Raw genomic sequence first — 25,884 nt, 5'->3', positions numbered from 1 at the left:
CACGGGGGAGCGTATGAAAGTGTTCTGGTGGCTGGGGCGGTTGTTGACCCTGCTGTTCTGCTGCGTGGTGCTGGCCAATCAACTGGTGCCTTTCGTACATCCGCTGCATCTGCTGGTCAATCTGGCTGGCGGCCTGCTGTTGCTGATTCATCTACTTGAAGTGCTGCTGTGCAATCGCAGCCTCAAAGGCCGTCCGCACCCTTGGCGCGACCGTGGCCGCATCCTGCTGTTCGGCGTATTCCACTTGCAATCCATCCCGGCCCCGGCCGCTCCGGAGGCTTCCTCCCATGCGTAAACTTTGCCTGCTCGCTGCATTCATCAGTCCTTTGGCCTGTGCCCAGGTGGTCAGCGTTGAAACCAATTCGCTGATGCGTTTGCCCAACACGGCCAGCACCTTGCAGCTGGAAAAACTCGAAGTGGCCGATTACGGCACGTTGCTGATTCCTGCCAACGTGACCGAACTGACCGTGGGCGAGTTGCGTCTTGGCCATGAAGCCCGTATCGCGATCGTTCCTGGCGAGAACGCTTTGGAGATGAAGGTCGTTCGTGCAGAACTGAGCGATGGCAGCCGGATTACTGCACGGGGGGCGCCGGGGACTTTTGAAAAAGCCGCCCGTGCAGGGCGTAATCTGAATCTGCAATTCAAGGCGTTGAACGCGCCGCTATTGTTGGTTGATGCCCGTGGCGGCACCGGTGCGCCGGGGTTTGTCGGCCTCGATGGCGGGAATGGCGAAGACCCGGGCTGCACTTATGGCTCGGCCGGGCACGGTTTTGATGGCAGTAACGGCAGCGATGGCCAACCGGGTGCACCGGGAGCGCTGGTGCGCCTTGAAGTGCCGCGCGAGTTTCCAGCCGAGCTGATCAAGGTCAATGTCGCGGGCGGTGCGGGCGGACCGGCCGGTGTTGGCGGCAAGGCCGGGAAGGGCGGCAAGTCCAAGGGCTGCCTGGTGTATCGCGCCGATGGCGGCAAGAGCGGCAAGGCGGGGGTGGATGGTCAGCCTGGGCCAGTGGGGGCGGCGGGGGCTGTGACTGTGCAGCGCCTGTAAAGGCAGACCCTCATCGGAACGCCGCCCGCCCAGCCCTCTCCCGGAGGGAGAGGGGGCCGACCGAGGTGACTCAGGCTATCCATCGACCTGAAAAACCGTGTCGATTATGGATTCAAAGCTAATCCTTCAGGTCGGCGTAACTCTTCAATATCCCCCATTCAGTCCCCTCTCCCTACGGGCGGTCCGACGTTTCGGGAGGGCTAGGGTGAGGGGCTTTTGATCTTTACCCCATATTCAGAACATCGGCCTTGCCGCCGCAATCGCCACCAGCACCAACCCGACAATCAGATTAAGCCCCACCACCCGGCGAATCCGCCCCAGCACCGCCGCACCCGTCGGCCAGTCCTTCGCTTCCACCGCTTTACGCAATTCCGGCAGCATCAAACCCTGAATGCGGATAAACAGCGCCGTCATCACCACATACAAACCCATCATCACCTGGACATATTTCGGCGCAGTCTCAAACCCGACCTGCTGCAAATGCAACATGCCCACGCCACTGATCGGCAACAGGATCACCGCGACCCAGACCCAACGGAAAAAACCTTGAAACACTTCCACCCACAAGGTCAGTCGGCCAGGGCCGTCGAGGGCCTTTACAGCCGCGGGGCGCAGGACCATCCAGGCGAAAAACATGCCTCCCACCCAGACCAGGGCGGACAGCACATGCAGGGGGTAAACAAGGCTAAAAGGTGTCATTGGGGCACTCCGTTCTGCGCGGGATTAATTAGCGGGGTATGATAGCCGCCATCCGAAACCACTGAAAATTTATCCAGCGTTTTTTGCGCCCGAAAATTCATGATCAGCACTGAACTCAAAACCACGATCCAGGGCGCCTACTCGCGTTTTCTAGAGGCCAAGAGCCTCAAACCGCGTTACGGCCAGCGCCTGATGATCGCTGAAATCGCCAAGGTCCTCGGGGATATCGACACCGACGACGAAGGCCGGCGCAGTGGCGACCCCGCAATTGTTGCGGTGGAAGCCGGCACCGGTACTGGCAAGACAGTGGCCTACAGCCTGGCCGCGATCCCGACCGCCAAACTCGCCGGCAAACGTCTGGTGATCGCCACCGCGACCGTGGCGCTGCAAGAGCAGATCGTCTACAAGGATTTGCCTGACCTGATGCGCAACAGCGGGCTGAATTTCACCTTCGCCCTGGCCAAGGGCCGTGGCCGCTACATGTGCCTGTCCAAGCTCGACATGCTCTTGCAGGAAGGCCACGCGCAAACCGCCACCGCCCAGCTGTTCGAAGAAGAAGGCTTCAAGATCGAGGTCGATGAGGCCAGTCAGAAGCTGTTCACCAGCATGATCGAGAAACTCGCCGGCAATAAGTGGGACGGCGACCGCGACAGCTGGCCGAATGCGCTGGAAGACGCCGATTGGGCGCGCCTGACCACGGATCACAGCCAGTGCACCAACCGTCATTGCCCGAACTTCGGCCAGTGCGCCTTCTACAAGGCCCGCGAAGGCATGGGCAAGGTCGACGTGATCGTCACCAACCACGACATGGTCCTGGCTGACTTGGCCTTGGGCGGCGGTGCGGTGCTTCCCGATCCGCGCGACACCATTTACGTGTTCGACGAAGGCCACCACCTGCCGGACAAAGCCATCGGCCACTTCGCCCACTACACGCGCCTGCGTTCCACCGCCGACTGGCTGGAAACCACCGCGAAGAACCTCACTAAACTGCTGGCCCAGCACCCGCTGCCGGGCGACCTTGGCAAATTGATCGAACAAGTGCCGGAGCTGGCGCGGGAGATCAAGGCGCAGCAGCAGTTCATGTTCAGCGCCTGCGAGCAGGTCGCCGACTTCAAACCCGGCGAAGACGTCGAGGGCCGTGAGCGGCCGCGCCATCGTTTCGTCGCCGGAGTGATTCCCGAGCACATGCGCGAAATGGGCATCGAGCTGAAGAAAGGCTTTTCGCGCCTCAACGATCTGTTCACGCGCCTGACCGACCTGCTCAAGGAAGGCATGGACGGCGAGGTCAACATCGGCATCGCCAGCAATCAGGCCGAAGAATGGTATCCGCTGTTCGGCAGCCTGTTGTCCCGCGCCTCCGGCAACTGGGAGCTGTGGACCGCGTTCACCGCCGAAGACCCGGAAGAGAGCCCGCCGATGGCACGTTGGCTGACCTTGGCCGAAAGCGGCTCGCTGTTCGATATCGAGGTCAATGCCAGCCCGATCCTCGCTGCCGAAACCCTGCGCCGCAGCCTGTGGAATGTCGCGTACGGCTGCCTGGTGACCTCGGCGACCCTGACGGCGCTGGGCACTTTCGACCGCTTCCGCATGCGCGCCGGTCTGCCGAAAAAAGCCGTCACCGCCGTGGTGCCGAGCCCGTTCCATCACGCCGACGCCGGCGTACTGCGAGTGCCGGATCTGAAGGCCGATCCACGCGATGCCGCCGCACACACGGCAGCGATCATCCGCGAGTTGCCGGATCTGGTCGAAGGCTCGCGCGGCACCTTGGTGTTGTTCTCCTCGCGCAAACAGATGCAGGACGTGTTCGACGGCCTTGACCGCGACTGGCGCAAGCAAGTGTTCATTCAAGGCAACCTGTCGAAACAGGAAACCCTGAACAAACACAAGGCGCGGGTCGATGGCGGTGATTCCAGTGTGCTGTTCGGGCTCGCCAGTTTTGCCGAAGGCGTCGACTTGCCGGGTGCCTATTGCGAACACGTGGTGATTGCCAAGATCCCGTTCTCGGTGCCGGATGATCCGGTCGAAGCGGCGCTGTCGGAGTGGATCGAAGCCCGGGGCGGCAACCCGTTCATGGAAATCTCCGTGCCCGATGCTTCGCTGAAGCTGGTTCAGGCCTGCGGTCGTCTGCTGCGCACCGAAGAGGACCGCGGCACCATCACTTTGCTCGATCGGCGCCTGGTCACCCAGCGCTATGGCAAGGCGATCCTCAATGCGTTGCCTCCTTTCCGTCGTGAAATATCCTGAGACAACGGTGGGCAGTTTTGCCCGCCGTGTTGTCTATCTCTCTGCCATCGCTTTTCCATTGGCCCTTGTTGGTCGTTAGGGAGAACTCCGTTCTTATGATCTGCCGTTCGTTGCCCGCCGTATTCGCTTTGATCTTCGCCACGCCGCTGTTTGCGGCGCCTGCGGGTCAGCAGACCCTGTTCAACTTCGTTCGGCCCGCCGATGTGGTCAAAGTCACCACCGAAAACGCTGATCTGCCGCAAGCCAACGCCGAGCAAACGCCTGAGGGCGAAGTGCTGCGCCGGGTGACGTTCAACGCGGTGGCGCGCCCGACCTTGCGTCTGACGCCGCAGACCGGTGCGTGGGACTGGTCGCAGTCCGGCATGATGACCCTGCGCTTGCAGAGCGCAATGGACTGGGCTGTGACGGTCTACGTGCAGATCCAGAGCAATGACGGCCGCACACTGCTCAGCCGCGTCGACCTGCCGGCCGGTCCTGCGCAGACCTTGCTGGTGCCGCTGGTGGCGTCGACGCCGTTGAGTCAGGGCATGAAAGCCGGACCGCCAATGCCAATGACCGTTGATGGTCAACGGATCCTGCTGGCCAGCAGCAGCGGCGAGATTGATCGCAGCCAAGTGGTTTCGGTGAGCCTGTCGATGGATCAGCCGAACGTTGCCCAAAGCTTGCTGCTCGAACGCTTCGGCGTGCAGGACGGCGATTCGGTCACCCAAGCGGTGTACGGCAATCTGGTCGACGCCTACGGGCAATCGACCCGCAGCAAGTGGCCGGAAAAGGTCAGCAACGATGAACAACTGAAATCCGCCGCCACCAAGGAACAGCAACAGCTGAAAACCTGGTTGGCCGAGCGTGAGAAGTCCTCGCTGGACAAATTCGGTGGCTGGAACAAAGGCCCGGCGTTCAAGGCCAGCGGTTTCTTCCGCACCGAAAAACGTGATGGCCGCTGGTATCTGGTCACGCCTGAAGGGCATCCGTTTTACTCGCTGGGCGTGAACACCGTCAGCCCGCAGGTCAACCAGACCTACGTGGCCGGTCGTGAGTACATGTTCGAATCCTTGCCTAAACCTGAAGACCCGTTGGCCAAGCACTTTGGCGAGGGTGACAACCGTAGCGGCAACGGTGTTGATCAGGGCCGCGGTTATGGCAACGGGCGCTGGTACGACTTCTACGGCGCCAACCTGCAGCGCGTGTACGGTGAGCCGTGCAAAGCCGACAGTGAAAGCAAGTCCGGGGTAGCGGAAGCGGCGAAGTCTGCAGCCGCTGAAACGGCCGCCGTCCAAGCCGCCGAGCCTGCCCCAGTACCTGCCGAGCCGAAGTCCGGCGTCGCTGAAGCGGCCAAAACCGAAACCGTACAAGCGACAACAGAAAAAGCTGCCGAACCGTGCAAGGCCACCATCGATGAGCAACAGTGGGTCAGCCACACCCTCGATCGTCTGCAAGCGTGGGGTTTCAACACGGTCGGCAACTGGAGTGCCGATTCGCTTACTGAAGCCGAGCGCGTGCCGTACACCTTGCCGCTGTCGATCGTCGGCGACTACACCAGCATCAGCACCGGCAGCGACTGGTGGGGCGGCATGCCCGATCCGTTCGATCCGCGTTTCGCCATGGCCACCGAGCGCGCCGTGGCCATTGCTGCGCGCGATCACCGCGACGATCCGTGGCTGATCGGTTACTACGCCGACAATGAACTGGCGTGGGCCGGTCCCGGTGACGATCCGAAATCCCGCTACGCGCTGGCCTATGGCACGCTGAAAATGACCACCGACGTGCCGGCCAAACGCGCGTTCCTCAAGCAACTGCGCGACAAATACCGCAATCAGGCCGGGCTGTCGAAGGCATGGGGCATCGAGCTGCCGGCGTGGGAATTGATGGAAGACCCGGGTTTCGTGCCGCCGCTGCCGAACCCGGAGCATCCGGAAATCGAGGCGGACTTCAAATATTTCCAGAAGGTTTTCGCCGACACCTACTTCAAAACCATTTCCGATTCGCTGAAATGGCACGCGCCGAACCAGTTGCTGCTTGGCGGCCGTTTTGCCATCAGTACCCCGGAAGCCGTGGCGTCCTGCGCGCAGTATTGCGATGTGCTGAGCTTCAATATGTACACGCTGAAACCGCAGGATGGTTATGACTTTGCTGCGTTGGGGGCTTTGGACAAACCGGTATTGATCACTGAATTCAACTTTGGCTCAGCGGATCGTGGCCCGTTCTGGGGCGGCGTCACGCCAGTGGCCAAGGAAGAAGATCGCGGCCCGGCTTACGCCAACTTCCTCAAACAGGCCTTGAGCGAACCGTCGATTGTCGGTGTGCATTGGTTCCAGTATCTGGATCAACCGGTGACCGGGCGTCTGCTCGATGGCGAGAATGGTCACTTCGGGTTGGTCGGGGTGACGGATCTGCCGTATCAGGGCTTTGTCGAAACGGTGCGCAAGAGCAATTTGCAGGCGATTGATCAGCTTGGCAAAGAGGCTGAGAAAGCGGCCGCAGCGGCGGGGCATGAGGCTGAGGGCGGGCGCAAAGGCGAGGCCGGTAAAGGGCCGGGGGCAGGGCATGCCGGTGGACATTCGGGGAATGGTCACTAACCTGTGATGCTCTAAAAAGATCGCAGCCTGCGGCAGCTCCTACATGGGAACGCGTTTCTCTGTAGGAGCTGCCGCAGGCTGCGATCTTTTGACTTGGCTTTTAACCGTCTGGCCCGCAGCTGTTCCCAAATCCCTCTAGGGCTGGAACAATGCGGGCCACTTTGTAGAGCGTTTTCGCGGGGGAGTTGCGGGTGCAGATTCAGGGACATTACGAGCTTCAATTCGAAGCGGTGCGCGAAGCTTTCGCTGCACTGTTCGACGATCCCCAGGAACGCGGCGCAGCCCTGTGCATTCAGGTCGGTGGAGAAACCGTCCTCGACCTCTGGTCCGGTACCGCCGACAAGGACGGCGCCGAAGCCTGGCACAGCGACACCATCGCCAATCTGTTCTCCTGCACCAAAACCTTTACCGCTGTCACCGCGCTGCAACTGGTGGGTGAAGGCAAGCTGCAACTGGATGTTCCGGTTGCGCGCTATTGGCCGGAATTCGCCGCTGCCGGCAAAGAATCCGTGACCCTGCGCCAATTGCTCTGCCATCAGGCCGGTCTGCCGGCGCTGCGTGAACTGCTGGCGCCGGAAGCGTTGTATGACTGGCAAACCATGGTCGATGCCCTCGCGGCCGAGGCGCCATGGTGGACGCCGGGCACAGGCCACGGTTATGCCGCAATCACTTACGGCTGGCTGATCGGCGAATTGCTGCGCCGTGCTGACGGTCGTGGGCCGGGCGAATCCATCGTCGCTCGTGTCGCTAGACCTCTGGGTCTGGATTTTCACGTCGGTCTGGCTGACGAGGAATTCCATCGCGTGGCGCACATTGCGCGCGGCAAGGGCAATGCTGGCGATGCCGCCGCCCAACGTCTGCTGCAAGTGACCCTGCGCGAACCGACTGCCATGAGCACCCGCGCTTTTACCAACCCACCTTCAGTGCTCACCAGCACCAACAAACCGGAATGGCGACGAATGCAGCAACCGGCGGCCAACGGCCACGGCAATGCGCGCAGTCTGGCCGGTTTCTACGCGGGTCTGCTCGACGGCAGCCTGCTCGAAAGCGACATGCTCGAAGAGCTGACCCGCGAACACAGCCTCGGCGAAGACAAGACACTGTTGACCCGGACCCGTTTCGGTCTGGGCTGCATGCTCGATCAACCGGACGTGCCTAATGCCACTTATGGCCTCGGCCCCAAGGCGTTTGGTCATCCGGGCGCGGGCGGTTCCATTGGCTTCGCTGATCCTGAGCATGATGTCGCCTTCGGTTTTGTGACAAATACCCTTGGGCCGTACGTCTTGATGGATCCGCGCGCGCAAAAGCTCGCGCGGGTGCTTGCCACTTGTCTGTAAAGTTTCATCCGAGGTCCTAGGGTCGGAACCTCAAGCGGTTTTTCGTTTCAAAACGGCTGTTTATCCGGGCGACAGTGCTCTGATTTTTCATTACTTCATTTTGTGGATTTTCAATGTCATCTAAAAAGACCCTCGCCCTGGCCCTGTGTGTAGCGATCACCGGTTGCGCACAGACCCCAAAAAACGATGCGGACGGCGGCAGTTGGTGGCCGTTCGGCTCTTCCGACAAAGTGGCGGCCAAGGAGCCGGCACCGGCGCCTTTGAAACCGGCGGCGACTGCACCGGTTGCCAAAACTGAAAGCAGCAACCCTTGGTATTGGCCGTTCGGTTCCGATGATGAAGCCGCCAAGGCTGACATGAAGGCTGAAGTCGCGCCTGAAGCCAAGAAGCCGGTCGTCGTGGCCAAGGCTGACGCCGACACCGGCAGCAAATGGTGGTGGCCGTTCGGCGGCAAGGATCAGCCGACCACCAAAGCTGTGCCGATGCCGGATCCGAAAGTGACCCAGGCTTGGCTCGACGACTACGAGCCGCGTCTGCGTGAAGCGGTCAAGGACAGCAACCTGCAACTCGAACGCCGTGAAAACGTGCTGGTCGTGACCGCGCCGGTTGAAGGCTCGTTCAACCCGGATCGTCCTGCCATGCTGCTGCCGGTCACCCTCGGCCCGTTCACCCGTGTGGCGAAAATCCTCGAAGCTGACCCGAAAACCGCCGTTCTGGTATTGGGCCACAGTGACTCCAGCGGTGCCGCTCCGGCCAACATCAAGTTGAGCCAGGAACGTGCCCAGGCCATTGCCGCGATTTTCCGCCTCAGCGGTTTGCAGCGTGATCGCCTGATGCTGCGCGGCATGGGTTCCGAAGCCCCGCGTGCGGCCAACGACAGCGTTGAAGGTCGCGCCCTGAACCGTCGTGTCGAACTGTTGGTAACCCCGCAAAACACCATGGTCGCGCTGCTGAGCAAGTACAACATGCCAGCGCCGAAGCCAGTGACCATGGTCGCGGCGCAGGACGTCAAGCCAGCCGCTAAACCGGTAACCCCGGCTCCTGCGGCGAAAAAGGCCGCTGTGCCGGCAACCAAAAAGGCTCCGGCCAAGAAAGCCGCTGCCAAAGCGCCAGCTAAAAAGACCCCGGCCAAGGCTCCAGCGAAGAAAACCACACCAGCCAAAGCCGCCGCGACCGACAAGAAAGTCGCCGCGACCGATACCACCAAGAAGTGATCCGCTAACGAAAAGGAATGCGCCATGACCCAGGCTCTGGCAGATATGCGTCGTGATTACACCCGGGATGGTCTGACCGAGGCGCAAGCTCCGGCCGAGCCGTTTGCGTTGTTCCACCAGTGGTTCGCCGACGCGGTGAAAACCGAACAGGCGCCGGTGGAAGCCAACGCCATGACCCTGGCCACGGTCGACCAGGATGGGCGACCGCACTGCCGTATTCTGCTGCTCAAGGGCCTGGACGAGCAGGGCTTCACCTTCTTCACCAACTACGACAGCGCCAAGGGCCAGCATCTGGCGGCCAACCCGTTCGCCGCCATGACCTTCTTCTGGCCAACCCTCGAACGCCAGGTGCGCATCGAAGGGCGGGTGGTCAAGGTCACGCCTGCGGAGTCCGATGCGTATTATCAGGTGCGCCCACTGGGCAGCCGCCTCGGTGCCTGGGCATCACCGCAGAGCCGGGTGATCAACGGGCGCGGTGAGCTGGAAGATTTGCTCAAGGCCACCGAGCAGCGTTTCTCCGATACTCAGCCCGACTGCCCGGAACACTGGGGCGGTTACCGCTTGCTGCCGGAGCGCATCGAATTCTGGCAGGGCCGTCCGAGCCGTCTGCACGATCGCCTCAACTACCGTGTGCAGGGCGCCGACTGGATTCTTGAACGTCTGGCACCCTGAGCAGTCTACCGAGCGGGATAGCCTGCCGCAGCGGCCTCCAGCCACTTCGGCAGATCCCGGCGCTTGATCTTCTGCATCTGAGCATTCGCTAACTGTTCGAGCATGAAGGCGCGTTTGCCTTCATCCTTGCCCGCCAGCGACAACGCCAGGTCGCGATCCATCCAGCGTTTGATCCGCACGTACAACCACCAATGGAAGTACAGACCGACGGCCGTGGTGACGACGATGATGAAGTAATCCATGAAAATCCTTGGTGTCCGTGGCGCAGAATCGGTAATTTGGCGCTACTGTAGGGGCTACGTCAGGGAGAGCGTGCAGGTGTCTGTACCGCGCCTGAATGAAAGCCAATTTATCCGGGCGGTGTCGTGACAGGCGTCAAGCCACGGAGTTTAATGAATATATGTTTCTTTGGAGTTGATGCTATGCGTAAGTCTGTTCTGCTGGTTGCTTCCTTTTCCACGATGGCGATGTTGCTTACCGGCTGCCAATCGAGCCTGACCGGTGACTCCTACTCCCGTGACGAAGCGCGTCGCGTGCAGACGATTCGCATGGGCACCATCGAATCCCTGCGCCCGGTGAAAATCGAAGGCACCAAAACCCCGATCGGCGGCATCGCCGGTGCAGCAGTCGGCGGCGTTGGCGGCAGCGCCATCGGCGGCGGCAAGGGCAGCATCGTTGCCGCCGTTATCGGTGCGGTGGCGGGCGGTCTGATTGGTTCGGCGACCGAAGAAGGTCTGACCCGTACTCAAGGTGTGGAAATCACCGTACGTGAAGATGACGGCAGCATGCGTGCCTATGTGCAGCAGGTGCAGGAGAACGAAGTGTTCCGCGTTGGCGAACGCGTGCGTATCTCCACCGTTGGCGGAACCAGCCGCGTTTCGCACTAAGCGGGATGTAGGGTAAAGAAAACCCCGATCAGGTGACTGGTCGGGGTTTTTCTTTATCGTGTTTCAACGTCCATTACACGTCAGTTGGAAGGTGTACTTCGGATCGAAGACATTCTTCCCGATCAGCTTCTCCAATGAGGCAAGCTGATCATTTGAGAGGTCGTAACCCTCCCAGCCCTGCTGCTTGGAAGACCAGATCATGATGGCTGCCAGATTCTCGTCACATCCTGGAGGTAATTCCTCTTCAAAAACGAGAAACTCTGTTTTCCTATCGAATGCTTCAATCCTATAAGTCATAAGAGACCGTCACCAGACATCGCTGTAGTCAAAAGAGATCTGATAATCGTAAGTTTTGAAGACGATGCTATGTTGAAAGTACGGCTGAATGACTCGAATCCACTCTTCGAGAATATTGAAACCGCCATTGTTTATGTTGTTTTCCACAGGTATACCCAAAGCATTCAAAACGGTTTCATCATCGCCTAAATCCTTGGAATACTCTTCGCCCTCGCATAGATGGTTTTGCTTGTCGTACCACTCCAGCCTCAGTTTTAATCCCATCATCAACCTCACAAATATTTTTTTCTGATGCTTCTTTCATCTTTCGGGTCCTCGCGTCGCTCTCCTGTAAAAGGGTCAAACGCGCCTAGGTGAGTTCCGTCACTTGCTCGGTAAACCTCCAACTCTCCGTGCATCGAGTCCTACTCGTAAGTTCTTCTGCCTTTTGCATCCTTCCAGCGATCCCGATGCCCTCCGTTGTATGGCGGTTTCTTTTTTGCTCTTCTCAAATCAGGAAAGGCTGGGATATCTACCGTTTCAGGGGATGGGGGTTAGGTATGTCCCGTGAAGACGACGGCAGCATGCTTGCCTATGTGCAGCAGGTTCAGGAAAATAAAGTGTTCCGCGTCGGCGAGCACGTGCGCTTTCCCGCCCATGGCGGAACCAGCCGAATTTCGCACTAAGCGGGAACGAGCGATAAAAGATAACCCCAATCAAGTTACTGGTCGGGGTTTTCTTTTTTACTTCGAGTCAGTAATCAGCACATGTGCCCATAAAAAATTCTAAACCCTTCGGGAAGTTAACGTTTAGAAGGGTTTCCAGCGCAGCTACTTGATCTGCGCTCAATAACAACTCCCCAGGTTCCAGTTCGCTGAGGGGCTTGGACTCGATGAGATGAGCGACTTTTTCATTTAACTCGCTTCCGGTGATATCCAACTCGAACTGCAAAGAGTTATCTTGAGCGTCATCAGGATAAAAACCGGTTATCGAAAGGTAGCGCATGTATCAATCCTTAATTTCTGGAGGTTTTTCTGTCCGGTACTGCAGGCCCGGTTTGTTCACCCGTCAGGTGATTGAATTCGCCCAAATGAGTTGTTCCCAATTTGTCGTATTTTTCCACAGCGTTACTTTTGTAATCCCATTCATAGATTCGACCTTTGCGATCTACCCACCGTGCTCGCTGCTTTCCGCCACCTTTGACCGATGATTTCGACTTTACTCTAACTGCGTCAGGGAAGGCCGGTAGTGTCTTTGGGTGGCCGTAGTAAACATGGTCGCGAGCCCGACTTAAAACGATGTAAACCGGCCGAATCCCAGAATGCGACGGAAAAACCAAAATAAAATCCCGGTACTCCGGCGGATAAACCGGATTCACCAGAATCCCATCCGCCGCTTTCGTCGGCGGATAAACCCAGATGTGCGGTGCCTGCGGTGCAACCTCTAGCGCGGGAATACCAAGGATGTCCGAGCCATCCACAGCAGGCGTCCAGATCAGTTCTACGCCTTCACCCAAGTCAGCAATGAACTGGCTGCCACGCAACTTGAACTGCACGACATCAACCATTTCCCAATCGCGATTCTTGCCGGTGTAGAAGCCGTAGCCCTTCAGGCTGCCGTCGGCCTGCTGTTCGACTCTCAACCGAACACGCGTTCGCGCCTGTTCAAGTCCACGCAGTTGCTCGTCGGTATAGAGCGCGCTGTCACCAAGGCTCGATGGCATGAACAGCGCAACCAAACCAACCAAAGGTGCAACAGCCGCGCTTGATACAGCAGCGGGCAGTGCTTCAAACATCGACCCCGCCAGAGCCAGACTGCCAAATCCAGCCGGAATAGCGGTTGCACCGATTTTCTTGAGCGGAACTGCGCCGCTTTCATCCGCCTCACGCGCGCCCAGCAGAATCAGGTCGCCGTAATCCTTCAGGCTGTCAGTCGGCACCATCCCCGAAGGATTGGAGTAATCGATAATCGCATCCGGCAATTTGCAGGACTTGGCGAATACGCAGCCAGCGCGAACGGGATCGGCTTTTTTGACCGCCACCTCACGGCTGCGCTCGAAAGCATCCTGTCGGGCCAGCATGGCGTCGTAAGCGTTTTGTCTGGCGTCGCGCTCGGCCAGTTCAGTGGCCGTCATGTAGCGGTAGGTGACGTGATGCCCGTCGCCTTGCGGTGGGTTTTGAACCCGGGGAATGTCCTTGTTGCCAGCCACTGATCGTCCTTTCGCTCATCCATCGACAGCCCTTCGCAAAGGGCTGCGCAACGTTAACGAAGCAGGAAAATGATGGCTGTAGGACGCGTCGCTAAAGACGTGGGGATTGTTCGCTGTGTAACGGGAACGCAGGAAGTTTGTGGCGAGGGCGCTTGACCCTCGCCACAGAGGTTATATCGGTTGGGAGTTCTTGCGACTCGCCGCCGCCGTCACCGCATAACCAATCAACGCCGCCAGAATCGACCCGGTCAAAATCCCCATCCGGTCCATGCCAGCGTAATCACTTACACCAGGCTCAAACGCCAGTGAACCGACAAACAGGCTCATGGTGAAGCCAATGCCGCACAGGATCGCTACACCCATGACCTGGCCCCAGTTGGCGCCTTGGGGCAGGGTGGCGATGCCGATCTTGACGGCCAGCCAGGTCAGGCCGAATACACCGACGGTCTTGCCCAGCAGCAGGCCTACCGCAATGCCCATCGGCACGTGGTGAGTGAAGCTTTCGACAGTGACACCGCTCAGCGACAGGCCAGCGTTGGCGAAGGCGAACAGCGGCAGGATGCCGTAGGCCACCCACGGGTGCAGCGCGTGTTCGAGGGTCAGTAGTGGCGACGGCTCGGCGTTTTTCGTGCGCAATGGAATGCAGAAGGCCAAGGTTACGCCCGCCAGCGTGGCGTGGACACCGCTCTTGAGGACGCAGACCCAGAGGATCAGGCCGATGATCATGTACGGCCCAAGCTTGACCACCCCGAGCCGGTTCATCGCCACCAGCGCCGCGATGCACGCTGCCGCCAGACCCAGCGACAGGGTCGAGAGTTCGCCGGAATAGAAGATTGCGATGATCACGATGGCGCCGAGGTCATCGATGATCGCCAAGGTCATCAGGAACAGTTTCAGCGATACCGGCACGCGCTTGCCGAGCAATGCCAGCACGCCGAGGGCGAAGGCAATGTCGGTGGCGGTCGGGATCGCCCACCCGTCGAGGGCTGCCGGATTGTCACGGTTGAGGAACCAGTAGATCAGCGCCGGCACCAGCATGCCGCCGATCGCGGCCGCACCGGGCAGGACGATCTGCGACGGCTTGGACAGCTGGCCGTCGAGGACTTCGCGCTTCACCTCCAGGCCGATGAGCAGGAAGAACATCGCCATCAGACCGTCGTTGATCCACAGCAGCAGAGGTTTAGCGATTTTCAACGCACCGATCTGCGCCACCACCGGAGTGTCGAGCAGGCCGGTATACAGCCACGACAGTGGCGAGTTGTTGATAATCAAAGCCAGGATGGCTGCGGCGATCAATAACAGACCGCTGGCAGCTTCCAACTGAAAGAAACGCGTGAAAGTGCTACGCAGAGGCAAGGTCGCTCTCCATCGATAAAGTCAAAGGTGGGACACCCTAACCCGTACTGTTAGTTGTTAAAACAAAAGTTATATTCTTTTTTGTTATATGGCGTTACAAGGTGTCTGGCTCAAGCCACGCTGAGCCTAGCAGTTGCCGGACATATTGAGACTCAGCTGTATCTGTGCGCGCTATAGGATTTTTCCTAAGCTGATGAGTGAGCCTTTCGAACAGCTTCATCTCCTGCCGATTCAACGAGAACCATCACCATGAGCGACAACCGACAGTGGGCCCGCGAAGCGATCCGCATCATCGAAGCGGATTTTCAGCGCAGCGCCGACACCCACCTGATCCCTTTGCCGCTGCCAGGTTTTGCGGGCATCGAGTTGTACTTCAAGGATGAGTCCAGCCATCCGACTGGCAGTCTCAAACATCGCTTGGCCCGCTCGCTGTTTCTTTATGCGCTGTGTAACGGCTGGTTGAAGCCCGGCGCGCCGGTGATCGAGGCGTCCAGCGGTTCAACGGCGATTTCCGAGGCGTATTTCGCGCGGATGCTCGGTTTGCCGTTCATTGCGGTGATGCCGGCGACCACCTCCAAAGAGAAGATTGCGCAGATCGCTTTTTACGGTGGCCAGAGCCACCTGGTGAAAGATCCGACGCAGATCTACGCCGAGTCCGAGCGTCTGGCCCGCGAACATGGCGGTCACTTCATCGACCAGTTCACCTACGCCGAACGTGCCACTGACTGGCGGGCGAACAACAACATTGCTGAATCGATCTTCCAGCAGATGCGCTACGAGAAACATCCGGAACCGAGCTGGCTGATTTCCAGCCCCGGCACCGGCGGCACCACCGCAACGCTTGGCCGTTACGTGCGCTATCGCCAGCATTGCACCCGCGTGTTGTGTGCCGATGCCGAGCGTTCGGTGTTCTTCGACTACTACCAGACCGGCGATGCGAGTTTGCGTCTGGATTGCGGTTCGCGCATTGAAGGCATTGGCCGGCCGCGCGTTGAAGCGTCGTTTCTGCCTAAGGTGATCGATGCGATGGTCAAAGTGCCTGACGCCTTGTCGCTGGCGGCCATGCACTATCTGGCGCAACGTCTGGGACGGCATGTTGGCGGCTCGAGCGGGACCAATCTGATCGGCGCCTTGATGGCGGCGCAACAGATGAAAGCAGCGGGGGAGTCGGGGTCGATCGTGGCGATTCTGTGCGATGGCGGCGAGCGTTATGCCGACACCTATTACGATCAGGATTGGCTGAAGGCGCAGGGTTATGAGTTGAGTGGGTTGATCGACGCGGTGGCTGCGAGTGCCGAGCGGGGGGAGCTGCTGCCGACCTCAGTCCTGCGCGCCAATATCTGAAGAAACGCAAAAACCAATGTGGGAGCGAGCTTGCTCGCGAAGGCATCATCTCATTCAACATCATCATTGACTGAAATAGCGCTTTCGCGAGCAAGCTCGCTCCCACAGGGTTTTGTGTTGGGTCAGCGAGTGCTGATCAAGCTTCGAGGCCGAGAATATCGCGCGCCACGGCTTCTGCGATGCGAATCCCGTCCACACCCGCCGACAGAATCCCGCCCGCATAACCCGCGCCTTCACCGGCCGGGAACAAGCCCTTCACGTTCATGCTCTGCAAAGATTCGTTACGCGTGATGCGCAGCGGCGATGAAGTACGCGTCTCGATCCCGGTCAACACCGCATCGTGCAGCGAGTAGCCGCGAATCTGCTTTTCGAACGCCGGCAACGCTTCACGAATCGCTTCGATGGCGAAGTCCGGTAGAGCCAAGGCCAGATCGCCCAGTGCCACGCCCGGTTTGTACGACGGCTCGACTTCGCCCAGTTCGGTCGAAGGAATGTCGTTGATGAAGTCGCCCACCAGTTGCGCCGGCGCCTTGTAATCGCTGCCGCCGAGGATGAACGCGTGGGATTCCAGACGTTCCTGCAACTCGATGCCTGCCAGCGGGCCGCCCGGATAATCGACTTCCGGGGTGATGCCGACGACGATGCCGGAGTTGGCGTTGCGCTCGTTACGCGAGTACTGGCTCATGCCGTTAGTGACCACGCGGTTCGGCTCGGAAGTCGCCGCGACCACGGTGCCGCCCGGGCACATGCAGAAGCTGTAGACCGAGCGCCCGTTCTTGGCGTGGTGCACCAGTTTGTAGTCGGCGGCACCGAGTTTCGGGTGGCCTGCGTACTTGCCCAGACGCGCGCGGTCGATCAGCGATTGCGGGTGTTCGATGCGGAAACCCACCGAGAACGGTTTGGCTTCCATGAACACGCCACGGCTGTGGAGCATGCGGAAAGTGTCGCGGGCGCTGTGGCCGAGGGCCAGAACCACGTGTTTGGAATGCAGGGTTTCGCCGCTGGCCAATTGCACGCCAACCAGTTGGCCGTCTTCGATCAGCACGTCGGTGACGCGTTCCTGGAAGCGCACTTCGCCGCCCAGTTCGCGGATCTGCTCGCGCATGTTTTCAACCATGCCGGTCAGACGGAACGTACCGATGTGCGGCTTGCTGACGTAGAGGATTTCTTCCGGCGCGCCGGCCTTGACGAACTCGTGCAGGACTTTGCGGCCGAGGAACTTCGGGTCCTTGATCTGGCTGTACAGCTTGCCGTCGGAGAACGTGCCCGCGCCGCCTTCGCCGAACTGCACGTTGGATTCCGGGTTGAGTACGCTTTTACGCCACAGGCCCCAAGTGTCCTTGGTGCGCTGACGGACTTCGGTGCCACGCTCGAGGACGATCGGCTTGAAGCCCATTTGTGCCAGCAGCAGGCCGGCGAAGATCCCGCACGGGCCGAAACCGACGACGATCGGGCGCTGGCTCAGGTCGCTCGGCGCCTGACCGACGAATTTGTAGCTGACATCCGGCGCCACGTTGACGTTACGGTCGTCGGCGAACTTGCCCAACACTTTCGCCTCGTCGCGCACTTCGAGGTCGATGGTGTAGATGAAGCACAGTTCGGAGGACTTTTTGCGCGCATCGTAGCTGCGCTTGAACAAGGTGAAATCGAGCAAGTCATCGCTGGCGATGCCCAGGCGCTGCACGATGGCAGGGCGCAGGTCTTCTTCGGGATGGTCGATTGGCAGCTTGAGTTCAGTGATTCGTAACATGGCGAGGATCCGGGTTCGCGGGGCGCACAACTGCGCCAGGGCGTTTGAAGGCCGCGATTATAAGCCGCAAAGGCCGGATCCGGTGAGGCTAAAACGCTCAGTCGTTGCGCGATCCGCCGAAATACCCGCAACCGCGCTGCACCTGGCCGTCGATGCGCAACTCGGCGCTCATGTGCTGCACGCTGCCGGTGCTGCTGTCGACGCAGCGCTGAGGCGCGACCCACAATTCGATGCGCTGGTTGTTGGCTTCGCTGCTCAGATTGAAGCGACCGTCGCCCAGTTGTTCTTCAACATAGGGTACGGCGAGTGGCGGCTGGCCTTCACGGTCGATGACCATGCCTTTGCCGCTGACTTTGACGTTCCATTCCGGGCCATGGCCCGCAGCGCGCAGGATCAGCAGTTTGAAATTGGGGTCGTCGCAGGCTGTGCCGGAACGCTCGACGCGGTACAGCTGAGTCAGATCGAGACGGTCGCCAGCGACCTTGCCGCGCACATCGGCGAACAGCTTGCCTTGCTCATCAGCGAGCGTCGCGGCTTCTTGCAGAATGCTGGTGCCACCGATGTCATTGACGACGAGCTGGCGCTGCTCCTGACACGGCTGGAACACCAGTTTGCCGTCAGCGGCGGTCAGTTGCCCCTGCATCCGTGTCTGCCCGACGTGCGAGGCACTTTCTCGCTGGCCATCGAACAACTGGCAAGCGGCAAACAACGGCAGCAGGGCAACAAGGACTAACGAACGGGCAACACGCATCTTCGGCTCTCCAGACAAGTGCCGCCACGTTACTGAGGCTGGCTGTCGATCACAAGTTTTGTCTGGCCACTATTGAGTCGGGTTTAGGGGCACCGCATAGTCTCGCGCTTGTCTTGTTGGATAGATCAAGGAGCACTTCATGCAATGGAAGGTCGCGATATTGCTATTGGTAACGGTCTGCGCTGGCACCAGCCACGCCGCTGATCTGGATTTTTCCTCAGCGGCTGATTTCACCAGGATGGAAATTCTGCTCAAGGATGATCAGGGTGCCCATCCGGACCTTGTTCAGCTCTCCGTTACCCTTGCTCCCGAAGCGGCCGCGCGGGCCAAGACCACAAGTCGTGAAGCGCTGGGCCAGCCATTGAACCTGTCAATCAATGGCCAGCACGTTTCAACAACGACAGTGCATTCGGAGCTCGGTGAGTTGCTCAGGATCGTGATGCCGCGCCATGTTGCCAAAAGCCTCCTACCGACCTTGATCGAGTAAATGCAGCTCAGCCAACATGAAACGTCTGACCGGTTTGCAGGCCTTCAACACTTTTCGCGTAGGCCAATGCCACATCCGCCGCAGGAACCGGCTTGTAGCCACGGAAATACGGGGCGTAGCTACCCATGGCTTCGAGCAGTACGGTCGGGCTGATCGAGTTCACTCGCAGGCCGCGCGGCAATTCGATGGCGGCCGCGCGGACGAAGCTGTCGAGGGCGCCGTTGACCAGCGCTGCCGAGGCGCCGCTGCGGATCGGATCGTGGCTGAGTACGCCGGTGGTAAAAGTGAATGACGCGCCGTCATTGGCGAATTCGCGACCGATCAGCAGCAGATTGACCTGGCCCATCAGTTTGTCTTTGAGGCCGAGGGCGAAGCTGCCTTCATTCATCTCACCCAGCGGGGCGAAAGTCACGTTGCCCGCCGCGCACACCAGTGCATCGAACTTGCCGGTCTGTTCGAACAACTTGCGGATCGATGCGCTGTCACTGATATCGACATTGAAATCGCCGCTGTTGCGACCGATACGAATGACGTCGTGGCGTTGCGAGAGTTCCTTGTCCACCGCCGAACCAATGGTGCCGCCAGCGCCTATCAACAGAATCTTCATCGAGCTGTACCTCAAGTGATTGAACGAGGTTTCAGTCTAGAGTGGTTTTTTCTGCGGATAAGCGCACTAATAGGCAACCTTTGGTTTTCAAATGGAAACAATCCATGAGCGAAATGGATGATCTGGCCGCATTTGCAGTGCTGATCGAAGCGGGCAGTTTCACGTTGGCGGCGCAGCAATTAGGCTGCAGCAAGGGGCAGTTGTCCAAGCGCATCAGTCAGCTCGAAACGCGCTTTTGCGTGGTTTTGCTGCAACGCACGACCCGTCGTCTGAGCCTGACCGCGGCGGGCGCGGCATTGTTGCCGCAAGCGCAGGCGCTTGTAGTCCAGGTTGAAAAAGCGCGTCAGGCATTGGCGCGATTGAAGGACGACATGGCCGGTCCGGTACGCATGACGGTGCCGGTTTCACTGGGGGAAACCTTCTTTGACGGTCTGCTGTTGGAGTTCTCGCATCAATATCCCGAGGTGCAGATCGAGCTGGAGCTGAACAACAGTTACCGCGATCTGTCACGGGACTGCTTTGATCTGGCGATCCGCAGCGAAGTGGCCAATGACGAACGACTGGTCGCCAAGCCGTTACTTGCCTGGCAGGAAATGACCTGCGCCAGCCCGGCGTATCTCGAGCGTTTCGGTGAACCGCTGACGCCACAGGCACTGGCCGAGCATCGCTGCTTGCTCAACAGCCACTACAGCGGACGTGAGGAATGGCTGTATCACCAGCAGCATGAATTGTTACGGGTGCGAGTATCAGGACCGTTTGCCAGCAACCATTACAACTTGCTGAAGAAAGCCGCACTCAGTGGCGCCGGGATTGCGAGGTTACCTTCCTACTTGCTGCAGGCGGAATTGGCTGACGGGCGCTTGCGCTGGCTCCTGCGCGATTACCAGACCCGACGCATGCCGATGTATCTGGTGCATCCGTATCAGGGCGGATTACCGAAACGCACGCAGGTGCTGGCGGACTATCTGATCGGCTGGTTCAAGCGCAGCGGCGAAGCGCTGGATCGCCTTCAGCGCTGACGTCATTCTCCTGTGGGAGCAGGCTCGCTCCCACAAGGATTTTGTTTATTTTGCGAAACGGCGGGCGATCAGATGATCAATCGATAACTTGCCCGGCCCGGTCGTCATCAGGTACAGCAACACCGCTGCCCACGTGCCGTGAGTCGGATACGCATCCGGATACACAAACAGTTGAATAGTCAGCGTCATGCCCAACAGCGCCAGTGCCGAAAACCGCGTGGCGAAGCCGATCAGAATCATCAGCGGGAAAAAATGCTCGGCAAAAGCGGCCATGTGCGCGGCAATCTCTGGCGACAGCAGCGGCACGTGGTATTCGCTTTTGAACAGTGGAATGGTCGAGTCGGCCAAGCGCGGCCAGCCAGGTTGAAAGGTGCCATCGATCAGGTCGATGGCCAGCCCTTCGACCTTGGTCTGCCCGGACTTCCAGAACACCGCTGCAATCGAGAAACGTGCAATGAAGGCGATCAGGCTGTGGGGTATTTTCTCCAGCAGCGCGATGGCGCGGGTGATGAGCGTTTTCATGGCAGTTCCTTGTTATGCAAGTGGGTGATGGCGTTGTGCGCGATCAGCAGGCCGAGGGTGCGCCCAAGATCGAATTCAGGACTGTTTTCGGCCGCTGCCAATAGCGGTTGGCCGTCGATCAGGTGGCGGATAAACATGCTGGCGCCGGGCTCAAGGGCGAACACTTCGACGTCCAGACCATTGCGTAAAACCAGAGCGTGTTGCCGCCGATTGATCTCGATGCCTTCCAGCGTTGCGTTCTGTTGATGCACTGCCCAGATCGCGACCACGGCATAGGCCGAATCGAGCAAGTGCAGCGATGGATGAAGTGCCAGGCAGAGTTCGCTCAAAGTATGAGGGCAGGCCAGCGCTGCGGTGATTTGCTCCGGTCGCACCGGTTCGGCATCGGCGGCGTGATAGGCCTGTGTGCGCAGGTGCTCAAGGCGCGCGACATCGGCCAGATAAGGCACGCTGGAGGCCGGTTCGAAGACGCCGATGAAATCCGCGAACGTTTCGCCATAGCCGCTCATCAACTGACTTTGTGGCGGCTGCTGCTGGACGAAAATAGCCGCCATCGCGCGGAAAAACTCCTCGCCGACCAACTGGACGACCACCGGATAGCTGTCGGCCAACGCGTTGATCAATGAGCTCTGTACGTTGTTGCGATACACCGAAAAACGGCTCGCGGGATCTGCACCGTTGGGGCTGCAGAGGCCATCGGGGCAGGGCAGTCGCACATCGAGCAGCGCAGCGCTGAACGCTGCTTGAGTACTCATGACTGACTCCCGGCGCACATCAGCAACTCATCGGCGTGCTGGGCTTCGGCCAGCAGCACCGCAAACGCCGGCACCTGATTGTCGCGTTCGATCAGCGTCGCTATCGGGCCGATGCGCTGCAGTACTTGCCGGTACAAACTCCAGACGGCTTGATCGATGGGCGCGCCGTGATCGTCGATCAACAAGCGGTCACCGAGGCTGTCGCAGTCTTCGGCAAACCCGGCCAGATGAATTTCTCCAACCGCGTGCAGCGGCAGGGCATCGAGATACGCCAGCGGATCACGCTGATGGTTCACACAGGAAACGTAGACATTATTGACGTCCAGCAACAGACCACAGCCGCTGCGGCGGACGACCTCGGCGATGAAGTCTGCTTCGTCGATGGTCGAGTGCTGAAACGCCAGATAGGTTGCCGGATTCTCCAGCAGCATGGGGCGCTGGAGGCTGTTTTGCACCTGGTCGATATGCTCACAGACGCGGTTCAGCGTCGGCGTGTCATAAGCCAGCGGCAGCAGATCATTGAGAAACACCGGGCCATGGCTCGACCAGGCCAGGTGTTCGGAAAAGGAGTGTGGTTGATAGCGCTCGATCAGCTCGGCAAGGCGCTTGAGATGCTGTTGATCCAGCGGCCCTTCAGCACCGATGGACAAACCAACACCGTGTAGCGACAGCGGATACTGTTCGCGGATCAAACCGAGAAAATGATGAAACGGACCGCCGTCGACCATGTAGTTTTCGGCGTGGACTTCGAAGAAACCGATGTCCGGTCGGGAATCGAGCACTTCACGAAAGTGCCCGGTCTTGAGCCCCAGCCCGGCACGGGGCGCAAGCCCAGTGAGGGCTGCCTGAGTGCAGGAGGGGGCATGGTCATTGATTGTGAGCATGATCGTCACTCAGGCAGACCAACGATCAGGACTTGGCTTTGAAGGCTTCCATCTGACCGAAACCGGTCGGCGAGGTTTTGCTTTCAGTGGTGGCGCAGGTGCCTTTCGGAACGAGTTTCCAGGCGTTGGCCTGGTAGTCCATTTTCGCTGTGCCGGCACAGGTGGTGCCTGCGCCTGCTGCGCAATCGTTGTGACCTTTCATGGCCACGCCGAAGCATTTTTCCATGTCGGCGTCTGCGGCATGGGCGGTCGATACAGCGGCCATGCTCAGGGCAGAGCCGAGGGCCAGAACCAGGGCGGTGGCGGACAGGGTGCGGGTGGTAGCAGTCATGGTGTTTCTCCAGTCTTGGTCAGGGTTTTTACAAGCGGTTTGTGCTTGCTTACCCCACTAGAGAAAGCTCATGGCGATGCGTTACAGCCCCGCCAAATCTTTTTCAGAAAAAACGCACATCAGCACCTGCACAGTTTCATGCGTGCTGGCGGGCGTGTTCTATAGTCAACTCGAAGGCCCCTTTGCCCGGGCCGATTTACCAGGACGGTATCTCATGAAAAAGGATCGCTCGACTTCACCTGTGCTATCGCGCCGGATCTCATTTTTTGTCCTGGCCTGCACATTCCCTTTGTGGTTCGGTTCGGTGTCCGCTCAGACAATCTCCGACCCGCAGGACACCCTCAAACGCATCAACCTCAACTACAACACCCTCAAGGATGCCTGCCAGGAACCCGACACCGGTGCTGCACGCGGCCTCTACTATTGCAGCGGTGTGACCTTGCGCATGGTCAACGACGGGCCCTTCAATCCTTGGGATTACAGCCCGTACGCGATCAAGATTGGCGCGACTTCCTACTCGTGGATCCGCAAGGATCTGAGCACGCGCATCCTCATTCACCCGGCCGGTTTCATTCTGCGCACGCCCACCGATGCGGCGGCTATGAAGCTGCCAGTCAAGGAGCAGGGCTTCACCTGCATCTACGCCTTCGATGGCGGCACCGGGCCTGAACGTAAATGGTATGGCTGCGGCTTTTTCGACCGCCGCGAACCGCCGCGTGCGGCTCAGGGCACCATGAACAACCGCAATGCCGCGCTGGCTTATGGCACCTGCGCCGAAGCCGGGGTCAGCACCGCCGAGCAGTGGACACAGAAATACACCGGGCTGATGAAAGGGCCGATCCAGTACGGCCAATGCTCGTGGAACGCGGAAAAACCCAGCGACTGGAAGGCGATGATCCGGGTCCACGAATCACGGCCGAACACCACCAACAAGGATCCCTTTGCCTTCAGCGCGCAGGTCAACGAGTTCATGTTGAAAAACGCTACGGCGAGCAACGATGGCAGCGAAAACATGAAGTACATCGATGCCTTTATCTACAACGTCAACAGCACGCAGAACTTCGCCACGCGCGGAGATCAGGCGCCCCCGAAACCGGAAAATGGCCTCAACAGCGCACGCAACTTTCAGAAGAAACTCCACGCCCAAGGCTACAGCGTGCCGATCCTGCGACTGGACTTCACCAAGCCGCCCGAGCAGCGTTTCAGCTACGTGGCGGCTGATCAGGCGATCGAGCCAATGATGGTCGGCGGCGTACAGCCGACGCCCGTTGTGCTCGCGCCCAACTACATCGCCTCGGCCAATTGGATCAAGCGTTACGACCCCGGCACGCGCAAGGATGAGTGGAGCTTGAGCGTGGTGCCCACAGCGGCAGGGCGTGCCTTGCCCAACGCGCAACTCGGAGTTTTTTACGACCAGTTGTTCGCCCTCAAAGGGGCCGACAGCAACTGGCGCGACAACGAAAGATCCGTCGGCAGCATGCGTCAGCAATTGAGCTGCGTTCTGGTCAATTACCGCGCCAAGACGCCATGGAATCTCGAGCCGTTTCGCCCGGCTCTGTCGGACAGCGAGACTCGGGCAGCAGGTTGTAATCCGGTCCCGCGTTGAAGGTGTGTTTGGCTAATCAAGGAGATGCAAGCCATGAAAAAACGGTTGAACAGGATCGCTCCATTGCTGATGTTGCCATTATTGGTGCAGGCAAGCTGGGCCAGTGCCGAATCATGCGAGGAGACGCTGAAAAAGGTCGAAACGTTGTACAACAAGACCGTCGACAGTTGCGGGCAGGACCCCGCGTCAGACTGTTCCGGGCTGCTGGTGCGGGGCACGCACCGGGCGGACCCGGCGAAGGGGCAGAAATGGGATGTGTGGAATCCCAGCCCGAAAGCCGTGGAGCTCGGAACATTTGCCGCCTCGTATATGCGCGCCGATGGCATCAGCTATGAAGACCCCGGCATGAGCACGCAGAACGGTTATCTGATTACACCAAGGGATCTGATTCGCGATCCCGAGACGCCGGTGCACGTGTACTGCGCCTTTCCCAATGACGCCTGGACCGACTATCGCAATGACCGGGGTTGTGGCGACAACAAAAACACTGCGCCGGCCGAAGCCGTTTGCCAGGCGATGAAACCACCGATCGCCACGCCGAATGCCTGGGTTGCGCACTTCACCCAATTCAACAACAACCGGCAGCAGGATCAGTTGCAGTGCGGCTTCAATATGCGCAATCCGATGAGCAGCAAGGAACGGGTCGATGCTTTTCGCAACTTCATGGGCGCGCGCAAGGTCATCAACAGTCGCGAGTTTCAAACCCAGACCGAGCTGCGTCTGGGCAATCCGAAAACCGACGAACTGCCGATTCTGGCGTTTTTCTACAGTGACCAGCGTGGCTTGAACGATGCCATGGCCAACCAGCGCGACTACAAGGCCAAGACCGGCAAGGACCGCAACATCATCAAGATCGACTTCCCGAAAACGCCGGTCGCCAAGGCCAGCTTCTCGTGCATCCAGACCGCGACGCCAGCGGCGCCGCAGTTCTGTGAGAAGTACATCGAGTCGAGCACCTGGGTACAACGCCCCGATCCGAAACTGGGGCCGAACACCTGGTCGCTCTCGGTGGTGCCGACCGCGTGCGGGCGTGCGATCAAGGATGACCAGACCGACCGGATGTTTGCCGAGTTGTACAACAAGCACAAAGACGATCAGCAGTGGCGGCAGTACAGCGTCAATGGTGGGTCGTTGCGGCGGCAGATGGTCTGTCACCTCGCGGCTACCTATGACGGTAAGCCTGTGCGCAACAAGCCGGAGTGGAACCTTGAGCCGGCGCGTCCGTATGTCGATCAGGCGACTGCGGTAGCGCAGCACTGCAATCCGTACTAAGCGGTTGCTACAACTCTCCCCTGTGGGAGCGAGCCTGCTC

27 protein-coding genes and 2 pseudogenes are annotated in these 25,884 nt (G+C 59.5%); 14 read left to right on the top strand and 15 right to left on the bottom strand.

What is annotated here, in order from left to right; all coding sequences use genetic code 11:
- Positions 1 to 13 precede the first annotated feature (13 nt).
- Both HUW52_RS24995 and HUW52_RS24990 read left to right on the top strand, forming a co-directional pair.
- Positions 14 to 295, top strand: coding sequence for a DUF1145 domain-containing protein (locus HUW52_RS24995; RefSeq protein ID WP_016985580.1), 282 nt, complete (start codon positions 14 to 16; stop codon positions 293 to 295).
- The gene (locus HUW52_RS24990; protein ID WP_175555165.1) at positions 288 to 1,046 is read left to right on the top strand and encodes a collagen-like protein; all 759 of its coding nucleotides are present in this window, start codon (positions 288 to 290) and stop codon (positions 1,044 to 1,046) included. The genes HUW52_RS24995 and HUW52_RS24990 overlap by 8 nt, the downstream gene beginning before the upstream one ends.
- A 234-nt stretch (positions 1,047 to 1,280) precedes the next feature.
- On the opposite strand, the gene HUW52_RS24985 is transcribed toward HUW52_RS24990, so the two are convergent.
- On the bottom strand, positions 1,281 to 1,745 hold the full coding sequence (locus HUW52_RS24985) for a CopD family protein (protein ID WP_175555164.1): 465 nt from the start codon (positions 1,743 to 1,745) through the stop codon (positions 1,281 to 1,283).
- Between the two features lie 99 nt (positions 1,746 to 1,844).
- Between HUW52_RS24985 and dinG the strand changes: the two genes are divergently transcribed.
- The 5 genes from dinG (at position 1,845) to pdxH (ending at position 9,788) form a co-directional block, all read left to right on the top strand.
- Positions 1,845 to 3,989 carry an ATP-dependent DNA helicase DinG gene (dinG, locus tag HUW52_RS24980; protein WP_175555163.1) on the top strand — a complete coding sequence of 715 codons (2,145 nt, stop codon included), beginning with the start codon at positions 1,845 to 1,847 and terminating at the stop codon, positions 3,987 to 3,989.
- 95 nt (positions 3,990 to 4,084) lie between these two features.
- Positions 4,085 to 6,565, top strand: coding sequence for a beta-galactosidase (locus HUW52_RS24975; protein ID WP_175555162.1), 2,481 nt, complete (start codon positions 4,085 to 4,087; stop codon positions 6,563 to 6,565).
- 191 nt (positions 6,566 to 6,756) lie between these two features.
- Complete coding sequence (locus HUW52_RS24970) at positions 6,757 to 7,902, top strand: serine hydrolase domain-containing protein (protein ID WP_175555161.1); 1,146 nt, start codon at positions 6,757 to 6,759, stop codon at positions 7,900 to 7,902.
- Positions 7,903 to 8,015: 113 nt separating this feature from the next.
- Entirely contained in the window at positions 8,016 to 9,116 is a 1,101-nt protein-coding gene (locus tag HUW52_RS24965; RefSeq protein ID WP_016986573.1) for an OmpA family protein, read from the top strand.
- 24 nt (positions 9,117 to 9,140) lie between these two features.
- Positions 9,141 to 9,788: a pyridoxamine 5'-phosphate oxidase gene (gene pdxH / locus HUW52_RS24960; protein WP_016986574.1), complete on the top strand. Its 648-nt coding sequence runs from the start codon at positions 9,141 to 9,143 to the stop codon at positions 9,786 to 9,788.
- 5 nt (positions 9,789 to 9,793) lie between these two features.
- Here the strand turns inward: pdxH and HUW52_RS24955 are convergent, their stop codons facing one another.
- Positions 9,794 to 10,030 carry a hypothetical protein gene (locus tag HUW52_RS24955; RefSeq protein WP_175555160.1) on the bottom strand — a complete coding sequence of 79 codons (237 nt, stop codon included), beginning with the start codon at positions 10,028 to 10,030 and terminating at the stop codon, positions 9,794 to 9,796.
- 180 nt (positions 10,031 to 10,210) lie between these two features.
- Between HUW52_RS24955 and HUW52_RS24950 the strand changes: the two genes are divergently transcribed.
- A complete protein-coding gene (locus HUW52_RS24950) occupies positions 10,211 to 10,675 on the top strand; it encodes a glycine zipper 2TM domain-containing protein (protein WP_008086349.1) in 465 nt (154 codons plus the stop codon).
- Positions 10,676 to 10,738: 63 nt separating this feature from the next.
- Here HUW52_RS24950 and HUW52_RS24945 read toward each other — a convergent pair whose 3' ends face one another.
- The 3 genes and pseudogenes from HUW52_RS24945 to HUW52_RS24935 all read right to left on the bottom strand — a co-directional run.
- Positions 10,739 to 10,972 carry a hypothetical protein gene (locus tag HUW52_RS24945; RefSeq protein ID WP_175555159.1) on the bottom strand — a complete coding sequence of 78 codons (234 nt, stop codon included), beginning with the start codon at positions 10,970 to 10,972 and terminating at the stop codon, positions 10,739 to 10,741.
- 9 nt (positions 10,973 to 10,981) lie between these two features.
- The gene (locus HUW52_RS24940) at positions 10,982 to 11,236 is read right to left on the bottom strand and encodes a colicin E3-like toxin immunity protein (RefSeq protein ID WP_175555158.1); all 255 of its coding nucleotides are present in this window, start codon (positions 11,234 to 11,236) and stop codon (positions 10,982 to 10,984) included.
- Positions 11,237 to 11,244: 8 nt separating this feature from the next.
- A pseudogene (locus HUW52_RS24935) lies at positions 11,245 to 11,490 on the bottom strand (colicin E3/pyocin S6 family cytotoxin); the annotation flags it as partial.
- Positions 11,491 to 11,517: 27 nt separating this feature from the next.
- On the opposite strand from HUW52_RS24935, the pseudogene HUW52_RS30525 reads away from it, so the two are divergent.
- Positions 11,518 to 11,637 (top strand): annotated as a pseudogene (locus HUW52_RS30525) (hypothetical protein); the annotation flags it as partial.
- 67 nt (positions 11,638 to 11,704) lie between these two features.
- Here HUW52_RS30525 and HUW52_RS24925 read toward each other — a convergent pair.
- The 3 genes from HUW52_RS24925 to nhaA all read right to left on the bottom strand — a co-directional run bounded on the left by HUW52_RS24925 (position 11,705) and on the right by nhaA (position 14,516).
- Complete coding sequence (locus HUW52_RS24925; protein ID WP_016986579.1) at positions 11,705 to 11,956, bottom strand: pyocin S6 family toxin immunity protein; 252 nt, start codon at positions 11,954 to 11,956, stop codon at positions 11,705 to 11,707.
- 10 nt (positions 11,957 to 11,966) lie between these two features.
- Positions 11,967 to 13,160, bottom strand: coding sequence for an S-type pyocin domain-containing protein (locus HUW52_RS24920; RefSeq protein ID WP_175555157.1), 1,194 nt, complete (start codon positions 13,158 to 13,160; stop codon positions 11,967 to 11,969).
- 171 nt (positions 13,161 to 13,331) lie between these two features.
- On the bottom strand, positions 13,332 to 14,516 hold the full coding sequence (nhaA, locus tag HUW52_RS24915) for a Na+/H+ antiporter NhaA (protein WP_016986581.1): 1,185 nt from the start codon (positions 14,514 to 14,516) through the stop codon (positions 13,332 to 13,334).
- 249 nt (positions 14,517 to 14,765) lie between these two features.
- Between nhaA and HUW52_RS24910 the strand changes: the two genes are divergently transcribed.
- Complete coding sequence (locus HUW52_RS24910) at positions 14,766 to 15,860, top strand: PLP-dependent cysteine synthase family protein (protein WP_175555156.1); 1,095 nt, start codon at positions 14,766 to 14,768, stop codon at positions 15,858 to 15,860.
- Positions 15,861 to 15,996: 136 nt separating this feature from the next.
- Here HUW52_RS24910 and HUW52_RS24905 read toward each other — a convergent pair whose 3' ends face one another.
- The gene (locus HUW52_RS24905) at positions 15,997 to 17,610 is read right to left on the bottom strand and encodes an NAD(P)/FAD-dependent oxidoreductase (RefSeq protein WP_016986583.1); all 1,614 of its coding nucleotides are present in this window, start codon (positions 17,608 to 17,610) and stop codon (positions 15,997 to 15,999) included.
- 97 nt (positions 17,611 to 17,707) lie between these two features.
- A complete protein-coding gene (locus HUW52_RS24900) occupies positions 17,708 to 18,361 on the bottom strand; it encodes a COG3650 family protein (RefSeq protein WP_175555155.1) in 654 nt (217 codons plus the stop codon).
- 139 nt (positions 18,362 to 18,500) lie between these two features.
- Between HUW52_RS24900 and HUW52_RS24895 the strand changes: the two genes are divergently transcribed.
- A complete protein-coding gene (locus HUW52_RS24895) occupies positions 18,501 to 18,848 on the top strand; it encodes a hypothetical protein (protein WP_038358162.1) in 348 nt (115 codons plus the stop codon).
- 7 nt (positions 18,849 to 18,855) lie between these two features.
- Here HUW52_RS24895 and HUW52_RS24890 read toward each other — a convergent pair whose 3' ends face one another.
- The gene (locus tag HUW52_RS24890; RefSeq protein ID WP_016986586.1) at positions 18,856 to 19,455 is read right to left on the bottom strand and encodes a short chain dehydrogenase; all 600 of its coding nucleotides are present in this window, start codon (positions 19,453 to 19,455) and stop codon (positions 18,856 to 18,858) included.
- A gap of 104 nt (positions 19,456 to 19,559) precedes the next feature.
- Between HUW52_RS24890 and HUW52_RS24885 the strand changes: the two genes are divergently transcribed.
- Positions 19,560 to 20,474, top strand: coding sequence for a LysR family transcriptional regulator (locus tag HUW52_RS24885; RefSeq protein WP_175555154.1), 915 nt, complete (start codon positions 19,560 to 19,562; stop codon positions 20,472 to 20,474).
- A 45-nt stretch (positions 20,475 to 20,519) separates the two neighbouring features.
- Here HUW52_RS24885 and HUW52_RS24880 read toward each other — a convergent pair whose 3' ends face one another.
- From HUW52_RS24880 to HUW52_RS24865, 4 genes are read right to left on the bottom strand one after another with little or no spacing between them, the layout of a single operon-like run.
- Positions 20,520 to 20,996 (bottom strand): DoxX family protein, encoded by a 477-nt coding sequence (locus HUW52_RS24880; protein ID WP_016986588.1) that lies wholly within the window; start codon positions 20,994 to 20,996, stop codon positions 20,520 to 20,522.
- Entirely contained in the window at positions 20,993 to 21,751 is a 759-nt protein-coding gene (locus HUW52_RS24875; protein WP_175555153.1) for a DUF2063 domain-containing protein, read from the bottom strand. The genes HUW52_RS24880 and HUW52_RS24875 overlap by 4 nt, the downstream gene beginning before the upstream one ends.
- Positions 21,748 to 22,635: a DUF692 domain-containing protein gene (locus HUW52_RS24870; protein WP_175555152.1), complete on the bottom strand. Its 888-nt coding sequence runs from the start codon at positions 22,633 to 22,635 to the stop codon at positions 21,748 to 21,750. Before HUW52_RS24870 ends, HUW52_RS24875 begins: the two co-directional genes overlap by 4 nt.
- Positions 22,636 to 22,660: 25 nt before the next feature.
- Positions 22,661 to 22,966 carry a DUF2282 domain-containing protein gene (locus HUW52_RS24865; protein WP_016986591.1) on the bottom strand — a complete coding sequence of 102 codons (306 nt, stop codon included), beginning with the start codon at positions 22,964 to 22,966 and terminating at the stop codon, positions 22,661 to 22,663.
- Between the two features lie 304 nt (positions 22,967 to 23,270).
- Here HUW52_RS24865 and HUW52_RS24860 point away from each other — a divergent pair, with 304 nt between their 5' ends.
- Positions 23,271 to 24,572, top strand: coding sequence for a DUF2599 domain-containing protein (locus HUW52_RS24860; protein WP_256667865.1), 1,302 nt, complete (start codon positions 23,271 to 23,273; stop codon positions 24,570 to 24,572).
- A gap of 33 nt (positions 24,573 to 24,605) precedes the next feature.
- The gene (locus tag HUW52_RS24855) at positions 24,606 to 25,844 is read left to right on the top strand and encodes a DUF2599 domain-containing protein (RefSeq protein WP_016986593.1); all 1,239 of its coding nucleotides are present in this window, start codon (positions 24,606 to 24,608) and stop codon (positions 25,842 to 25,844) included.
- The last annotated feature ends 40 nt before the right edge of the window (positions 25,845 to 25,884 follow it).

This window comes from Pseudomonas sp. 43A, from assembly GCF_013363935.1.
GTDB classification, from domain to species: Bacteria; Pseudomonadota; Gammaproteobacteria; order Pseudomonadales; family Pseudomonadaceae; genus Aquipseudomonas; species Aquipseudomonas crudilactis.
This window is presented reverse-complemented; position numbering and strand designations above follow the sequence as displayed.

Coding starts and splice junctions, on each gene's coding strand:
- HUW52_RS24950 (WP_008086349.1), top strand. CDS start 10,211: ATGCGTAAGTCTGTTCTGCTGGTTGCTTCCTTTTCCACGATGGCGATG.
- HUW52_RS24945 (WP_175555159.1), bottom strand. CDS start 10,972: ATGACTTATAGGATTGAAGCATTCGATAGGAAAACAGAGTTTCTCGTT.
- HUW52_RS24965 (WP_016986573.1), top strand. CDS start 8,016: ATGTCATCTAAAAAGACCCTCGCCCTGGCCCTGTGTGTAGCGATCACC.
- HUW52_RS24925 (WP_016986579.1), bottom strand. CDS start 11,956: ATGCGCTACCTTTCGATAACCGGTTTTTATCCTGATGACGCTCAAGAT.
- HUW52_RS24955 (WP_175555160.1), bottom strand. CDS start 10,030: ATGGATTACTTCATCATCGTCGTCACCACGGCCGTCGGTCTGTACTTC.
- HUW52_RS24975 (WP_175555162.1), top strand. CDS start 4,085: ATGATCTGCCGTTCGTTGCCCGCCGTATTCGCTTTGATCTTCGCCACG.
- HUW52_RS24890 (WP_016986586.1), bottom strand. CDS start 19,455: ATGAAGATTCTGTTGATAGGCGCTGGCGGCACCATTGGTTCGGCGGTG.
- HUW52_RS24880 (WP_016986588.1), bottom strand. CDS start 20,996: ATGAAAACGCTCATCACCCGCGCCATCGCGCTGCTGGAGAAAATACCC.
- HUW52_RS24875 (WP_175555153.1), bottom strand. CDS start 21,751: ATGAGTACTCAAGCAGCGTTCAGCGCTGCGCTGCTCGATGTGCGACTG.
- HUW52_RS24855 (WP_016986593.1), top strand. CDS start 24,606: ATGAAAAAACGGTTGAACAGGATCGCTCCATTGCTGATGTTGCCATTA.
- HUW52_RS24940 (WP_175555158.1), bottom strand. CDS start 11,236: ATGGGATTAAAACTGAGGCTGGAGTGGTACGACAAGCAAAACCATCTA.
- HUW52_RS24905 (WP_016986583.1), bottom strand. CDS start 17,610: ATGTTACGAATCACTGAACTCAAGCTGCCAATCGACCATCCCGAAGAA.
- HUW52_RS24985 (WP_175555164.1), bottom strand. CDS start 1,745: ATGACACCTTTTAGCCTTGTTTACCCCCTGCATGTGCTGTCCGCCCTG.
- pdxH (WP_016986574.1), top strand. CDS start 9,141: ATGACCCAGGCTCTGGCAGATATGCGTCGTGATTACACCCGGGATGGT.
- HUW52_RS24910 (WP_175555156.1), top strand. CDS start 14,766: ATGAGCGACAACCGACAGTGGGCCCGCGAAGCGATCCGCATCATCGAA.
- HUW52_RS24895 (WP_038358162.1), top strand. CDS start 18,501: ATGCAATGGAAGGTCGCGATATTGCTATTGGTAACGGTCTGCGCTGGC.
- HUW52_RS24995 (WP_016985580.1), top strand. CDS start 14: ATGAAAGTGTTCTGGTGGCTGGGGCGGTTGTTGACCCTGCTGTTCTGC.
- HUW52_RS24885 (WP_175555154.1), top strand. CDS start 19,560: ATGAGCGAAATGGATGATCTGGCCGCATTTGCAGTGCTGATCGAAGCG.
- HUW52_RS24990 (WP_175555165.1), top strand. CDS start 288: ATGCGTAAACTTTGCCTGCTCGCTGCATTCATCAGTCCTTTGGCCTGT.
- HUW52_RS24865 (WP_016986591.1), bottom strand. CDS start 22,966: ATGACTGCTACCACCCGCACCCTGTCCGCCACCGCCCTGGTTCTGGCC.
- dinG (WP_175555163.1), top strand. CDS start 1,845: ATGATCAGCACTGAACTCAAAACCACGATCCAGGGCGCCTACTCGCGT.
- HUW52_RS24900 (WP_175555155.1), bottom strand. CDS start 18,361: ATGCGTGTTGCCCGTTCGTTAGTCCTTGTTGCCCTGCTGCCGTTGTTT.
- HUW52_RS24870 (WP_175555152.1), bottom strand. CDS start 22,635: ATGCTCACAATCAATGACCATGCCCCCTCCTGCACTCAGGCAGCCCTC.